This window comes from Nocardioides sp., assembly GCF_047602075.1.
Classification (GTDB): domain Bacteria; phylum Actinomycetota; class Actinomycetes; order Propionibacteriales; family Nocardioidaceae; genus Nocardioides.
This window is the reverse complement of record NZ_JASGIF010000002.1, coordinates 202,447-217,570: the sequence shown is the minus strand read 5'-3', so window position 1 is coordinate 217,570 and position 15,124 is coordinate 202,447. Positions and strand designations below refer to the sequence as shown.

Sequence of the window (15,124 nt, the reverse complement as noted above, 5' to 3'; positions counted from 1 at the left end):
AGGTTGGCCGCTCACCCGGGCGCCAGCGCGAGCCGCTACCTCAGCCGAAACAGACGAACGGGGCGGGTGGGGTGTCGGGGGTGGGGGCGGGGAGAGCGGCGGCGAGCGCGGCAGCGGGGTCGAGGCCGGCGCGCAATCCACGGTGCACGCCGACCAACACATCGTGGGCGACGCCGTCGTTCACGGCAGCGGCCGACGCGACGACCGAGCGGACACCGGCGTGCTGCCAGGCCGCCGTCATCCCGACCAGCTCCTCGCCGTAGCGGACCTCGGAGCGGCCGACCTCGCAGGCGGACAGCAACACCAGTCGCGGCACCGCGGCCAACTGGTCGATGTCGTAGCCGAACCACGGCCCGTCCACCAGCTCCACGCCGGAGAACAGCGGGTTCTCCGCGGAGTGCCGGCCGTGCGCGGACACATGCAGTACGTCGACCCCGGCTGCCAGGGCGGAGACCGCCCCAGCCGTGGCGTCCGAGACGCCGAGGACCGAGGAGCCGGCCCAGAGCCCGGCAGCGGCTGCTACCTCCGCCTCGGCCCGCTCGACCCGTGGCCCGGCCACGAACCCGGCCGACTCCAACCGCAGTGGGTCGACGGAACGAGCCAACCAAGAGGTCGCGGACTGGGCGACCGTCACCGGGCGACCGTGGAAGCCGGGCAGCAGCCCCCACGGCACACCGGCCAGCACTCCCGACGGAGTGAGCACCAGTGACCGGTCCCCGATGTCGTCGAGCAACGGAGTGACCAACACCTCGGCGAGGTCGGCCAACCGGGAGACCAGCTCGCCGCGCACAGTGGCCCCGAACGGAGCCGGCAGATCGGAGCCGGCCATGTCGAGATCGGGGAACAGTCCCCCCAACAGCGTGTCCAGGTGGCCTCGCGACCCGAGGTCGACCACGCGGGCGAGGCCAGCCGCGACGACTAGCGCCACGATCCGTTCACGAGTCGTCACATAGGCGACCAAGCCCGAGTCACGCCCCTCGAGCACCTCGGTCACCCCGGTCAGGGACACCGGGTGCACGACCTCCCGCGAGCCATCGCCGTACCACGCGTGCTGTCGGATCGAGTCGCGCAGCTCGGCCAGTCGGCGGCCGGCCGGCGAGTCCGCCGCAGGCGCCTGCGCTGCCAGCCAGCGCACCTCTGAGAGCTCCTCGGTCACGGCGGGGTCACCAGGACTCCGGACCGGGATCACCCGACTGGCCAGCCCTCGAGCCCGCTCGGACCACTCGAACAAGACCTCCGGCCGCCCGTCCGCGACCGCCAGCGCGAGGCCGTCGATCACCAGTTGGCGGCCGTGGCCGACGACTCCGCTCTGGAGGTCCAGGCTCCCGAAGGACGACTGCCAGGCATGCAGAGACTCCAACCCCTGCCTGAGGCGTCCGAAGGCAAGCGAACGCCGCCCCCGGGCACGCTCCAAGTCGGCGGCGATCTCCAACCGGAGCAGCCGCAGCCCGATCGGGGCCGATGCGGAGACGCGGACCTTCCGCAGCCGACGCCCGGCGTCGTCGAGGTCGCCGCGGCGGATCAGCACGCGGACGGCATGCAGATGGACGAGCGCAGCATCGTCCATCAGCCGCTCGCGGTGCAGCCGAGGAAGGAGAGCGTCGATCTCCTCGACCAGCCGCAGTGACCGGGAGCCCGCTCGCACCGCCGCCATGGTGGCGATCGCGTCAGCTCGCAGCGCCCACACCTCACTTCCGTGGCGCCGGAATCGACGTGCCGCTTGCCTGGCGATCCTCCGGGCCGCCCGCGGATCGTCGGCCAGCAGGGCACGCGCCCGGATCACCTCGGCCTCTCCCTGGAACAGCGGTAGCCGCCGGCGGCCGTAAGTCTGCGCGGCGTTGGCGAGCTGCTTCTCCCCTTGAGCGAGGAGGCCGGCCTGGATCAGGATCTCCCCACGAGTCCCGGAGATCGTGGCCTGGTAGAGCGGGCCGAGCGCGGCGAGCCGTGGCTCCACGTCGTCGATCCTCCGCATGGCCGAGACCAGATCACCGGCGAGCTGATCGGCATAGCCGAGGTTGAACTTCGCCTTGTCGTAGTTGGCGTCCGGCTCGGGCGACTCCAGGCAGCCCAGGACCGCCTCGAAGTCGGCTCGGGCGCCCGCCAGATCGCCGTTCTGCATGTGCAGGTTGCCGCGGTTGAGATAGGCACGACCGGCCAACACCGCGTCGTCACCGATGACGCCGAGCGCGTCGGTGAAGTCGCGCAACGCACTCGCGGAGCTGCCGGCGCGGGCATGCAGCAGACCACGCTGGCTGCGAGCGATGCCCAGCGTCCGCACCTCCAGTCCGGGGCGGGCGAGCACGTCGTCAAGCCGGGCCAGTGCGCCGGGCAGATCCCCCGTCTCGGAGTCGAGGTAGGCAGTGCTGACCTCCACCAAGGCCGACAGATCGGCGTCAGTGCTGGCCCCGGCCGCACGGTTCAGGTAGCGGCGCGCGGCACCCAGTCGCCCACTGCTACTAGCGGCGACGCCTCGGTCGTACAGCTCACGAGCGCTTAGCACTCCGCAATTCTTGCGGTCGGAGGTCGCTCAGCTCCACTAGCGACGCCCAAGCGCGCCGTTTGGCGCCCGCGACGGTGTCGTTCGAGTTGCGCATGAGGCGGCTCCCGATCTCTTGGGCGAGCCGCCCGGCGAAGAGAGGCGCTGCGAAGGAGGTGCCGCTCCAGACGCCGAAGCCACCCGTGAAGTTGTCCGGGTCGATCGACTCGCGCACGCGCTTGAACGCCCGGGTGCGCGAGGCTGGCAGCGCTCCACCTTCGAAGTTCAGTGGCAGCGTACTCACCACGGCGGCCCCGTAGTCGTGCACCCTGACCCAGTGCCCTGCATTGGAGAACAGGGCGTCGGTCTTGCCGCTGGGGTTCAGCGCGCCGACCGACACGACCGGCAGCGCAGTGGGGTCCGGCGGAATCGGCCCGTTGCCGTCGTCCCACGGGGTGAACGCCGCGGGGAACATCGGTCGCGCGGTGGCGTCGTTGCCGGCTGAGCAGACCACAACGGTCCCTGCGGCGCCGAACCGACGCATGATCTCCCACACCGTCGGGTCGATCAGCTCGTCCTCGGGTGTCTCGTGGTAGTAGCCCAAGGACAGACTGAGCACGTCGATCGGTCGACCGGTGCGGGGATCCTCCCGATAGGCCTCGACGAGCGCAAGGATGCCGCGCAGTGCCTTGATCAGATCGGATTCACGGACCGGACCGGCGGAGTTCACCACGCGCCAGGCGTAGATGTCCGCGTCCGGACACATCTGGTGCACGAGTCCGCAGATGAAGGTCCCGTGCCCGGAGTAGGAGTCGATCCCACCGTCGAGTGGACCCACCTGGTCCGGGTGGATCTCCGGGTTGGTCTTCTTCAACGTGTAGCCGATGGGCTTTCCGTTCAGCCGGACATCGGTCTGGACGGCGTCCTCGAGCCAGGGGTGCTCACCACAGCCCGTGTCCAGCACACCCACCACCGGGCGCCTGCCCTTGATTCTCTTGTCCGGGTGGCGGTGCGGACGGGGACCGACATAGGCAACCGGCTGTCGGCCTCCGGAGCCGGGCAGCATATAGCTGAGGATCGCGTTGTCGATGGGGTTGGGTCCCCACATCCCGGGGTTCGGCGCCCACATCCCCGGGTTGGGTGCCCACATGCCGGGCCGCAGGAACACGATGTGATCGAGGCCGACACCTCGCATCGGATTGCCGAAGGTCGCCCTGGCCTGTTGAAGCAAGATCCAGCCGTCAGGCGCCTGCACGGCCTTGCCGTTGCCTTCGGTGACCGAGAGGTTGACGCCGACGACGCCGATGTCCTCGCCCGACTTGGACCACGTCCGCGGCATCCGACCCCGGCGTCGTCGACCCTCGGCGGGCTCCCGCACTCCGGCATCCAGACTGACGCTCCAGCCGAGGCCGGCCGCCACCTCGCGCAACCGGCCGAGCAGGAGGGGCACGTCGAAGAGCGTGGAGATCAGCAGTCGCGGGCCCACATAGACGGTCGCGTACGGCGTGATGCCCGGCAGCGCCATCGCGGTCGACGGGTCGAGCACCCGGCCGTCGTACTCGTCGAGCGCGCGCTGCGGAGGCGGCGTCGGATCACGCCAGAGTCTGGTGTCCTGCTCTGGTTTGGCCGACGATTGCTTGGGGTTCTGGGCCATGTCCTACCTTGCTCTGTCGGGGTCAGATTTCGAATGCAGGCGTGCCGAACGGCTTGGCATCGGCATCGGCGGGGGTGAGCCAGAGGCGGTAGAGGCCGGCGGGCAGATCGGTGAACTCGAACCGGCCGCGGCCGTCGACCTCGGTCTCCCAGGTCTGCTCCGCGGCGGCCTCGCCGGGGCTGTCGATCCGGGTGGCGCGCACGGTGATCGTCGCGGGTGGGACGACCCAGCCGTCGAGTCGGGTCGTGGGGCCTCCGTTGGCGCTGCCGGCACGGACCAGAAGATCGAGGTTGTCGCCGCCGAAGCGCAGGGTGTACGCCGTGCTGCCACGGGTGCCCGTCAACTCGGCCGACCGCTCGACCAGGAGCATCAGCTCGTAGTCCAGATCGGTCTCGGCCAGGGTCCGCTCGGCGGTGACCAGGGCGAGCATCCGGTCCACCAGGCCGTCGGGCACCGGGTCGCGTTCGGTCCACAGTTGTTCGAGGTGGTCGAAGATCTCGTCGCGCGTCATGACGTCATCTCCTGTTCAGCGGCGTCCCCGAGGGCAGCGCGCAACTTGGCCAGGCAGCGGCTCCGGGTGGGACCGATGCTGCCGATGGGCATGTGGAGGGTTTCGGCGACGGCCTTGTAGTCGGGCCGGTGCTCGAAGGCGACGATGCGCAGCAGCCGCTGGCAGCGCTCGTTGAGGGTGGCGACCGCGAGCCACAACCGATCGGCCTCGGCGTGCTCGACGGCGTCGGCCTCGGCGGGGCGCTGTGCCGGGAGCGCCACCTCGAACTCGGTGACCTCGACCGGCACGGCCCGACCGTCCCTCTGAGCCACCCGCCAGGCCTCCCGACGAGCCGTCATGGTCAGCCAGCCGCCCACGGCCCGCGCGTCCTCGATGTGGTCGCGACGACGCACCAGAGCCAGCCAGGTCGACTGGATCACGTCCTCGGTCGACTCCGCGGGGAGGCGGTAGGCACGCACCACGTGCCAGAGCACGGGGGTCATCACCCGGACCAGTTCGTCGAGCCCGTCGGTGTCTCCGTCCAGCCAGCGCACGAAGCACGAGGACGCGTCCGACCACACCTGGCCAGACCGGTCCCGCGATCCTGGTTGTCCCACGAGGCTCTCCCGCACCGCGGTAGGGGCTGTCGAGGTCGTCACGCGATAGAGGAGCCCACGAGACCCTGCCTGATACATGACCAACCGTCGATACGTGCCGGTGCTGGACACCACTGTGCCGGAAGCCGGCCCGTCTCGCGACCTTTCCCGTCAGGCCTGAGCCTGGATCTGGCCCGAGATTTCCCGATCAGAGATGTATCAGGAGCGCCGATGCTCCCACCTGGGTGGCAAGTGGGTCGTGCGGGGCCGGAACACCGGCACTGACCCTGGGTGGGATCCGACCGGTGCGGGGGACCGGTCGGATCCCCCCTTTCCCAGCGAGCTTTTGTGGGGGAGCAGCGCCGGGCAGGGTCCGCACGCACCACCATCCACCACCACGCCGGCCGCGGGCGCGACCGCGTCGGGACGGTAGCCTCAGGCGTTGTGAGCCTGACTGTCCGGCCGATCTCGGCTGCCGAGCACCTGGCCTTCTTGCGCAGCGACGAGGCCGCCAGCAGCGGATCGGCCAGCTTCTTGCAGACCCCGGCCTGGGGTCAGGTGAAGACGGAGTGGCGATCGGAGTCGATCGGCTGGTTCACCGCAAACGCCGCCGAGCCGCTCGGCGTCGGGCTGGTGCTCTACCGCCAGATCCCCCGCCTCAAGCGCTACCTGGCCTATCTGCCCGAGGGCCCGCTGATCCCGTGGGGCGAGGAGGGGTTGGCCAACTGGCTCGACCCGATGGCCGAGCACCTGCGCGGGCGCGGCGCGTTCGGTGTCCGGATCGGCCCGGCCGTGGCGACCCGGCGCTGGAGCGCGGCCCAGGTCAAGGAGGGCATCGCCTCACCTGAGGTACGCCGCCTCACCGACGTCCCGCCCCTGACGCGTTCACGCGAGGGCGCCAACGTCGTCTCCCAGCTGACCGAGCTCGGCTGGCGCCCCCAGCTCGCCGAGGGTGGCTTCGCCGCCGGGCAGCCGCAGTACAACTTCTGGATCCCGCTGGTCGACGACCAGGGCGAGCCACGCACCGAGGAACAGGTGCTGGCCGGGATGAACCAGCTCTGGCGGCGCAACGTCCGCAAAGCCGAGAGGGTCGGCGTCGAGGTGACGGTCGGCGGCCGCGCCGACCTCGCGGAGTTCCACCGGCTCTACCTCCACACGGCCGAGCGTGACCACTTCACGCCCCGGCCGCTGGGGTATTTCGAGACGATGCACGACGCCCTCTCGGCCGAGGAGCCGGATCGAATCACCGTGTTCTCGGCCCGGCACGAGGGCGACCTGGTCGCGGCCACCATCGCGATCCGGGTCGGCGGCCACGCGTGGTACTCCTACGGTGCCTCCTCGACCGAGAAGCGTGAGGTTCGCGGCTCCAACGCGGTCCAGTGGGCGATGATCCGGGCCGCCCTCGCCGCGGGTGCGCGGGTCTACGACCTGCGCGGCATCACCGACACCCTGGACGCCGAGGACCCACACGTCGGGCTGATCCAGTTCAAGGTCGGCACCGGCGGCGAGGCCGTGGAGTATCCCGGCGAGTGGGACCTGCCCCTCAACAAGCTGCTCTACCGCGGCTTCGAGCTCTACCTCAAGCGGCGGAGGTAAGCCGTGAGTCTGACTCTCACCGTGGACGGCGAGCGCTGGCGGCGCCACCTGGAGTCCGTCGCCGCTCGACATCCGGGCATCGTCCCGGTCGCGAAGGGCAACGGCTACGGCTTCGGCAACGCTCGGTTGGCTCGGCGGGCGCAATGGCTGGCGGTCGACACGCTGGCGGTCGGCACCTACGACGAGCTGGGCACAGTCGAGTCACGGTTCGACGGCGACCTGCTGGTGCTCACCCCCTGGCGCTGCGTCGGTCCACGGCCCGACCTGGATCCCGACCTCGACGAGAGGCTGATCCACACCGTGAGTCGGGTGGTCGATCTCGGTGACCTCCTCGAGCGGGATCGGCCGACGAGATACGTCTTGGAGCTGACCACCTCGATGCGCCGCCACGGTCTCTCCGCCGCGGACCTGCGCAGTCTCGGCCGGCGGCTCGCCGGCGGCGGTCGCCGCCAGGGTCGACTCGAGGGAGTGGCGCTGCATCTTCCGCTGGCCCAGGGTGCCCACGAAGCGGAGATGCTCCGACTGCTCACCGACATCGTGGCCGCGGGTCTGCCGACCACCACGGTCTGGGTCAGCCACCTCACCGCGACCGAGTTGGACCGGCTGCGAGCGGCATACCCCGACTTCACCTTCCGGCCCCGGATCGGCACCACCCTCTGGCTGGGTGACCGCGAGGCGCTCCGTCCCACGGCGACGGTGCTCGACGTGCACCCGGTCGAGCGGGGCGACACCTTCGGCTATCGCCAGCGGATGCTGCCTCGAGCCGGTCACCTCGTCGTCGTCTCCGGCGGAACCGCGCACGGCATCGGCCTGATCGCCCCCACCGGCGAGCAGTCGCTGCGCGCCCGGGCGGCCGCGGTCGCGCGGGGTGGGCTCGACGCGGCCGGCTTCGCGCGCTCGCCCTTCCTGATCGACGGCAAGACCCGCCTGTTCGCCGAGCCGCCACACATGCAGGCCTCGATGCTCTTCTTGCCCACGGGCTCTCGGGTCCCCGAGATCGGCGACGAGATCGACGTCCGGGTTCGGTTCACCACCACCGCCTTCGACCGCGTCCTGGTCAGCTGACCTCGACGGGTTCCGGTGCCTCGACGGGGTCGCGCCAGGGACGGCGGATGTCGCGGGCGACGACGCCGACCAGGTAGAGCTGAGCGGCCAGCCGAACCCCGATCGCGATCCAGTAGACGCCCACCCGGTCGCCGCCGGGGGGGTCGAGGAAGCCGCCGAGATACCACCAGACCGCGGCGAAGTAGAACAGCTCACCGGACATCCACACGATCAGATCGCGCCACCGGGGTCGGGCCAGGACGGCGAGCGGCAGCAGCCAGAGGACGTACTGCGGCGAGTAGACCTTGTTCACCAGCAAGAAGCCGGCCACCACGAGGAACCCTAGCTGGGCCAGCCGAGGGGTCTGCGGCGCGGCCAGGCCGAACACCAGCATCCCGGCGCACCACAGCACGAAGAACGCCCACGAGCCGGCGTTCACGACGTGGGAGGTGATGCTCACCCCGAAGGCCTGCGAGACCAACAGCCAGATCGAGCCGAGGTCCGGGCCACGGTCGGCGTTGAAGGTCCAGAAGACCTTCCACTCGGCCGCGCCGGAGAGGTACGCCGGCGCGTTGGCGACCAACCAGGCGACCAGGGCGCCGACGGTGGCCACCAGCAGAGCCCGCCAGCGTCGCTCCCGCCAGCAGATGACCAGGATGCCGCCGAGCAGGAAGAGCGGATAGAGCTTCGCGGCCGTGCCCAGGCCGACCAGCACCCCGGTCAGCAGAGGTCTGCCCCGCGCCCACGCCCACAGCGCACCCGCGACCAGGACCACGGCGACCAGGTCCCAGTTGACCAGTCCGGTGAAGGCCAGCGCCGGCGCCACCGCGAAGCCCGCGGCATCCCACGGTCGGCCGGGGTTCACCCCCGCCAGCAGCGCCGTGGAGATCAGTGCCAGCAGTGCGAACCCGATCGCATTGACGATCACGAAGACCGCCTGTTCGCGCTTGATGCCAGCCTCGGCGCCGAGGGCGTCGGACGCGATCGCGTAGCGGGGGGCGAGATCTGGTGACCCCGAGAGCCAGTGCGTCGCCCACGCGGCGCCGTACGCCCAGTAGGAGATCAGCACGGGATACTCCATCACCGAGTAGCGGGCGCGAACCTGCTCGTCGGAGGTGTAGGGCCAGTTCAGCTCGGCCAGGCCGCGGCCGGTGTAGAGATACGGCAGGTCGGAGTAGCACATGTGGGAGTACTGCAGCGTGCCGTCGAAGTGTCCGTCGGGATAGCACGGCGCCTTCTGCACGATCGCCAGCGCGAAGGTCACCGAGACCATCGCGAGCAGCACCCGCAGCGGCGTCCACCAGGGATGCCGGCTGGCCCGAGCGCCGAACGGGCCACCCACCGACTCGCTGAGCGCCTCGACGACCGGGTCGTCCAGGGTGGGGTGGGCCCGCACCGGAAGGGTCCCGCCGGTCATCTGATCAGCCGCCGCCACCGTCGTCACCGTCGGTAGGCGGCGCGGAGGTGCTCGGCGGAGCCGACGAGCTCGATGCCGACGAGGAGCTGGGCGGAGCCGACGAGGTGGGCGGAGCCGACGACGACTCCGGCGGAGCCGACGACGAGTGCGGCGGAGCCGAGGAAGACCGGCGCGGCTTGTGACTCTGCTGGGTCGGCGGCGGGACATAGGCCTGGTGGCCCTCGGACGGCGCGTCGCCGTCGACGTACACCGGCTCGGGGAAGTCCAAGACCGGTTCACCGGCGAGCGCGGTCGTCATGATCGCGGTCCAGGTGCGGGTCGGATAGGCGCCACCGAAGTAGGACGGCAGCCACCCGTCGAGCTGGTCGTCACCGTCGCCGCGGACATACATCACCGCCGTCGCCAGCTGCGGAGTGGCGCCCACGAACCAGGCCGAGGAGACCTGGTCCTTGCTGTTCGTCGCGGTGCCGGTCTTCCCGGCCACCGGGCGGCCCAGCGGGAGGGCGGCCGTGCCGGTGCCGGCGTTGACGACCTGCTGCATCGCATAGGTCACGTCGGCGGAGATGTCGGCGCTGAGCACCCTCTTGGTAGGCGACTTGAACGTGTAGTCGTGGCCGTTGGTCTCGTCGGTGACCTTCTCGATGAGGTGCACCTGCGCGCGCTCGCCGCCGGCCGCCAAGGTGGCATAGGTGTTGGCCATGTTGATCGGGCTGATCCGCGCGCGACCCAGAGTGATCAAGGCGTCCTCGGGCGACAGGTCCGTGGTGTGGTTGGGGATCCCGGGGAACTCGTCGTCGGGTTCGTTCGGCGGGATGCCGAGCTTCTCGGCCATCTGGTAGATCGCCTCGGGTCCGTTCTTCATGCTCGCCGACATGTCCACGAACGCGGTGTTGACCGACTCCTCCAGAGCAGTGATCGCCGAGATCGCCGAGCCGTAGTCGGTGTCCTGCTCGTTGCGGACCTCCAGGCCGTCGGGGAACACGTAGGGCGTGTTCCCGTCGAAGGTGTCCTTGAGGGAGAAGCCCTGCTTGATCGCCGCGGCCAACGTCACGGGCTTCATCGTCGAGCCGATCATGCCGCCGGAGACCGCCCAGTTGATCTGCGACTCCAAGAAGTCCTGGCCGGCGTAGAACCCCTTCAGCGCCCCGGTGCCGGGCTCGACGGCAGCCACGCCGATGTGCAGCTGTTTGTCGCTGAAGCCCTCGGGGCGCTGCGCCTGGACACCCTGTTTGATGTCGTCCATCACACCCGAATCGAGCGTGGTGGTGATCTTCAGGCCGCCACCGTCGATCTCCTGGTCGGTGTAGCCCAGGGCGTTGAGCTGCTTGCGCACCAGCGTCAAGATGTGGCCCTTCTCGCCACCGAGCCGACTGCTGATCGGGATCTCCGGGAAGTGCGGAAGCCGGCGCGCGGCCCGATTCGCCTGCTGCTCGGTGATGGTGCCCATGCTGGCCATCCCGTCGAGGACGTACTGGTATCGGTCCTTGAGCTCCCGCTTGGCGGCCCTGCCGTTCTTCGGGTCGAGGCCGGTCGGGTTGTTCAGCACACTGGCCAGCATGGCGCTCTGCCGAAGGTTGAGCTCCTCGGCGTCGATCTTGAAGTAGGCAAGCGCGGCGGCTTGGACGCCGTACGCCCCCCGGCCGAAGTAGATCGTGTTGAGGTAGTCCTCGAGGATGTGCTCCTTGCTCATCTCCCGCTGCAGCTTCAAGGACAAGATCGCCTCCTTGAGCTTGCGCGAGAAGCTCCGCTCAGAGGTGAGGTAGAGGATCTTCACGTACTGCTGAGTGATCGTCGAAGCACCCTGCGTGGCGCCCCCGGACGCGTTGTTGAACGCCGCCCGGAGGATGCCCTTGGGGTCGATGCCGCGGTTGGTCCAGAAGGTGCGGTCCTCGGCGGACACCACCGCGTCCTGGAGCGTCTGGGGCATCTCCTCGAGCGGGATCGAGTCGCGGTTCTGGGTCGCGAAGGTGCCGATCTCGGTGCCGTCGGAGTAGTAGACGTGCGTGGTCTGGGTCTGGAAGTCCTTGTTGGGGTCGGGCAGGTCGGTGGTCTGGTAGAGGTAGACGAAGAACCCCGCCGCCACCAGCATGCCGACCAGGCCGCAGATGAGCAGCCATTTGAGTGTCTTGCGGACGCGGCGACCGACGCCGGAGCCGCCAGCCTTCGAGCCGCCAGCCTTCGAGCCGGACTTCGACCCAGCCTTGGAGCTCGGCTTCGCGGCCCGGCCGCTGGGCTTGCGGGTCACGGCGGGTCCGGGAGCCCGGCGCTTGCTGCTCACGTCGAGTCGGCTTTCGGTCAGGGGATAGGTCTTCGGTGCGGTCGCGGCCGGATCGGTCACGGGCGACCGTGACGAGGGTACGGCGCCACCGGGCGGGCCACCGAATCCAACCTCCGATGCTCAGCGACTTCTCAGCGTGACACCCTTGTGGATGCCTGATAGGTCGCCACGCGCTATCGAGAATTCGCGTCGGGCAGATATATCGCTACGATAGGTCATGTGGCACGTCGCGCTGAGACCATCGAGCTTGCAGTCCTCGGACTGCTGCACGAGGCTCCGATGCACGGCTACGAGCTGCGCAAGCGCCTCAACCTGATGCTCGGCTGGGGCCGAGTGCTGTCCTACGGCACCCTCTACCCCACCTTGAAGAAGCTGATGCGCACCCAGTTCATCCAGGAGGCCGACACCACGCCGGCGCCGGTGACGCTGCGGCCCCGCATCGTCTACTCGCTGACCGAGGCGGGCCACCGCGAGTTCGAGCGACTGATGATGGAGGTCGGCCCCACCGCGTGGGAGGACGACAACTTCGACATCCGGTTCGCTTTCTTCTCCCGCACCGACATGGAGATCCGGCTGCGGGTGCTCGAAGGGCGCCGCTCTCGGCTCCAGGAGCGACTGGACCGGGTGCAGGGCCAGTTGACCATGACCCAGAAGGAAGTCGACCGGTACGCCGCCGAGTTGCAGCGTCACGGGGTCGAGTCGGTGGAGCGCGAGGTCCGCTGGCTCTCGGACTTGATCAACGCCGAGCGTGGCGAGCCGGAGGCTCCGCCGTCGCATCCCGAACCGGCCTGATCCGGTCGTCAAGACCTTGAACACAACAGCCTGAAACACAACTGACCGAACGAGTCGAGAATGAGACCAGAGAAGGGGAGCCCGATGGGTTCGATCCGAGTAGCAATCGTCGGGGTGGGCAACTGCGCCACCTCTCTCGTCCAGGGCGTGGAGTACTACAAGGACGCCGACCCGACGGCGACCGTCCCCGGACTCATGCACGTGAAGTTCGGCGACTACCACGTCCGCGACGTCTCGTTCGTCGCGGCGTTCGACGTCGACGACATGAAGGTCGGCAAGGACCTCTCCGAGGCGATCAACGCCTCCGAGAACAACACCATCAAGATCTGCGAGGTGCCCACCCTCGGCGTGGAGGTGCAGCGCGGCCACACCCTCGACGGGCTGGGCAAGTACTACCGGATGACCATCGAGGAGTCCGCCGCCGAGCCGGTGGACGTGGTCGCCGCGCTGCGTGAGGCCGAGGTCGACGTGGTGGTGTCCTACCTGCCGGTCGGCTCGGAGAACGCCGACAAGTTCTACGCCCAGTGCGCGCTGGACGCCGGCTGCGCCTTCGTCAACGCCCTCCCCGTCTTCATCGCCTCCGACCCCGAGTGGGCGCAGAAGTTCACCGCCGCCGGGCTGCCGATCGTCGGCGACGACATCAAGTCCCAGGTCGGCGCGACCATCACCCACCGGGTGATGGCCAAGCTGTTCGAGGACCGCGGCGTCGCTCTGGACCGCACCTACCAGCTCAACGTCGGCGGCAACATGGACTTCAAGAACATGCTCGAGCGCGAGCGGCTGGAGTCGAAGAAGGTCTCCAAGACCCAGTCGGTGACCTCCAACCTGCAGGGCGAGCTGGCCGGCAAGGTGCACGACCGCAACGTCCACATCGGCCCGTCCGACTACGTCCAGTGGCTCGACGACCGCAAGTGGGCCTACGTCCGGCTCGAGGGTCGTGCCTTCGGTGACGCCCCGCTCAACTTGGAGTACAAGCTCGAGGTGTGGGACTCCCCCAACTCCGCCGGCATCATCATCGACGCCATCCGGGCGGCGAAGATCGCCAAGGACCGCGGTCTCGGGGGCCCGGTGCTCGCCGCGTCGTCGTACCTCATGAAGTCGCCGCCGGTGCAGCTCCCCGACGAGGAGGGGCGTGCCCGGGTGGAGGCGTTCATCCGCGGCGAGGAGTAGGGCGGCATCCTGACCCATCTCCCGCGGTCCTATGGTGGCTGAGGACCCGGAATACGGGGCACTTTGCCACTACAAGACCGCGGCAGACGCACGAACACCGCGGCAGCGCTGAGGCGCTAGGCCTGCTCGGCCGCCCAGGCACGGAGGGCGGCGGTGGCCTCCTCGGGTGACATCGGGCCGCGATCCATCCGCAGCTCCAAGAGGTAGCGGTAGGCCTGGCCGACCTGCCGGCCGGGGCCGATGCCCAAGATCTCCATGATCTGGTTGCCGTCGAGATCGGGACGGATCGCGGCCAGCTCCTCTTCTTCGGACAGCCGGGCGATCCTGGCCTCGATGTTGTCGTAGGTGCGCTGCAGGCGCTCGGCCTTGCGTCGGTTGCGGGTCGTCGAGTCGGCCCGGGTGAGGATGTGGAGCCGCTCCAACTGGTCGCCGGCGTCGCGCACATAGCGGCGTACGGCGGAGTCGGTCCACTCCCCCGAGCCGTAGCCGTGGAAGCGCAGGTGCAGCTCGACCAGCTTGGCCACCGCATCGGTCTCCTCGCCGGAGAAGCGCAGCGCTCGCATCCGCTTGCGGGTGAGCTTCGCGCCGACCACGTCGTGGTGGTGGAAGGTGACCGTGCCGTCGTCGAGGAAGCGGCGTGTCCGCGGCTTCCCGATGTCGTGCATCAGGGCGGCGAACCGCGCCACGAGGTCCGGGCCTCCGTCGGGCAGGCGCTCCTCCAAGGCCATCGTCTGTTCGAGCACGGTGAGCGTGTGCTCGTAGACGTCCTTGTGCCGGTGATGCTCGTCGCGCTCGAGCCGCAGCGCCGGCAACTCGGGAAGCACCCGGTCGGCGAGGCCGGTCTCCACCAGCAGGGCCAGTCCCCTGCGGGGGTACGGCGCGCAGACCAGCTTGACCAACTCGTCGCGCACCCGCTCGGCGGAGACGATGTCGATCCGGTCGGCCATGCCGGCCATCGCCTCGACTACCTCGGGTGCGACGGTGAAGCCGAGCTGGGCAGCGAACCGGGCAGCCCGCATCATCCGCAGCGGATCGTCGGAGAAGGAGTCCTCCGGGCGTCCTGGGGTGCGCAACAGCCGATGGGCGAGGTCGACGATGCCGCCGAAGGGATCCTCGAACCGCCGCTCCGGCACGGTCACCGCCATCGCGTTGACGGTGAAGTCCCGCCGTCCCAGATCACCGGTCAGCGAGTCGCCGAAGTCCACCTCCGGCTTGCGGGAGGTGGGGTCGTAGGACTCCGAGCGGTAGGTCGTGATCTCGACCTGCCACGGGCCCTTTCGGCAGCCGATGGTGCCGAACCGGCGCCCCATGTCCCAGGTCGCCTCTGCCCAGCCGGCGACGAGACGTTCGGTCACGTCGGGGTGAGCGGAGGTGGTGAAGTCCAGGTCGTTCTGCGAGCGACCAAGCATCGCGTCGCGCACCGGGCCGCCCACCAGGGCCAGCGCCTCACCGGCGGCGGCGAACCGATCGCCCAGCTCGTCGATGACCGGACCGATCCGGTTCAGCTCCGCGCCGACGGCGCGCTGCACCTCACGCATGTTCAGCGGCTCGACGGAGGGGGTGGACACGGTCCCCCACCCTATGAGGTTCCGCCAGCAGGGCGAATCCCGG

Annotated in this window: 11 protein-coding genes; 4 read left to right on the top strand and 7 right to left on the bottom strand. The window is 69.5% G+C overall.

Annotated features, from left to right (window positions below):
- Positions 1-40: 40 nt before the first annotated feature.
- Genes QM714_RS13745 through QM714_RS13730 form a run of 4 tightly spaced genes read right to left on the bottom strand, consistent with a single transcriptional unit; the run spans position 41 to position 5,201 of the window.
- Positions 41-2,500: a CHAT domain-containing protein gene (locus QM714_RS13745; RefSeq protein ID WP_415101496.1), complete on the bottom strand. Its 2,460-nt coding sequence runs from the start codon at positions 2,498-2,500 to the stop codon at positions 41-43.
- Positions 2,484-4,130: a S8/S53 family peptidase gene (locus QM714_RS13740; RefSeq protein WP_415101494.1), complete on the bottom strand. Its 1,647-nt coding sequence runs from the start codon at positions 4,128-4,130 to the stop codon at positions 2,484-2,486. Before QM714_RS13740 ends, QM714_RS13745 begins: the two co-directional genes overlap by 17 nt.
- Positions 4,131-4,152: 22 nt before the next feature.
- The gene (locus tag QM714_RS13735) at positions 4,153-4,641 is read right to left on the bottom strand and encodes a hypothetical protein (RefSeq protein WP_415101492.1); all 489 of its coding nucleotides are present in this window, start codon (positions 4,639-4,641) and stop codon (positions 4,153-4,155) included.
- Positions 4,638-5,201, bottom strand: coding sequence for an RNA polymerase sigma factor (locus QM714_RS13730; protein ID WP_415101490.1), 564 nt, complete (start codon positions 5,199-5,201; stop codon positions 4,638-4,640). The genes QM714_RS13735 and QM714_RS13730 overlap by 4 nt, the downstream gene beginning before the upstream one ends.
- A 459-nt stretch (positions 5,202-5,660) precedes the next feature.
- Here QM714_RS13730 and QM714_RS13725 point away from each other — a divergent pair, with 459 nt between their 5' ends.
- A complete protein-coding gene (locus tag QM714_RS13725; protein ID WP_415101488.1) occupies positions 5,661-6,812 on the top strand; it encodes a lipid II:glycine glycyltransferase FemX in 1,152 nt (383 codons plus the stop codon).
- Positions 6,813-6,815: 3 nt separating this feature from the next.
- The gene (locus QM714_RS13720) at positions 6,816-7,877 is read left to right on the top strand and encodes an alanine racemase (RefSeq protein WP_415101486.1); all 1,062 of its coding nucleotides are present in this window, start codon (positions 6,816-6,818) and stop codon (positions 7,875-7,877) included.
- Here QM714_RS13720 and QM714_RS13715 read toward each other — a convergent pair.
- The gene (locus tag QM714_RS13715; RefSeq protein ID WP_415101484.1) at positions 7,870-9,291 is read right to left on the bottom strand and encodes a glycosyltransferase family 87 protein; all 1,422 of its coding nucleotides are present in this window, start codon (positions 9,289-9,291) and stop codon (positions 7,870-7,872) included. The genes QM714_RS13720 and QM714_RS13715 overlap by 8 nt on opposite strands.
- Positions 9,278-11,611 carry a transglycosylase domain-containing protein gene (locus QM714_RS13710; protein ID WP_415101482.1) on the bottom strand — a complete coding sequence of 778 codons (2,334 nt, stop codon included), beginning with the start codon at positions 11,609-11,611 and terminating at the stop codon, positions 9,278-9,280. The genes QM714_RS13715 and QM714_RS13710 overlap by 14 nt, the downstream gene beginning before the upstream one ends.
- Before the next feature lie 159 nt (positions 11,612-11,770).
- On the opposite strand from QM714_RS13710, the gene QM714_RS13705 reads away from it, so the two are divergent.
- Together QM714_RS13705 and QM714_RS13700 are read left to right on the top strand one after the other, a co-directional pair.
- The gene (locus tag QM714_RS13705) at positions 11,771-12,343 is read left to right on the top strand and encodes a helix-turn-helix transcriptional regulator (RefSeq protein ID WP_415101480.1); all 573 of its coding nucleotides are present in this window, start codon (positions 11,771-11,773) and stop codon (positions 12,341-12,343) included.
- Between the two features lie 84 nt (positions 12,344-12,427).
- Positions 12,428-13,513, top strand: a complete 1,086-nt coding sequence (locus QM714_RS13700) for an inositol-3-phosphate synthase (RefSeq protein WP_415101478.1) — start codon at positions 12,428-12,430, stop codon at positions 13,511-13,513.
- A 116-nt stretch (positions 13,514-13,629) separates the two neighbouring features.
- Here the strand turns inward: QM714_RS13700 and QM714_RS13695 are convergent, their stop codons facing one another.
- Complete coding sequence (locus tag QM714_RS13695) at positions 13,630-15,051, bottom strand: CCA tRNA nucleotidyltransferase (RefSeq protein ID WP_415103031.1); 1,422 nt, start codon at positions 15,049-15,051, stop codon at positions 13,630-13,632.
- Between the last annotated feature and the right edge of the window lie 73 nt (positions 15,052-15,124).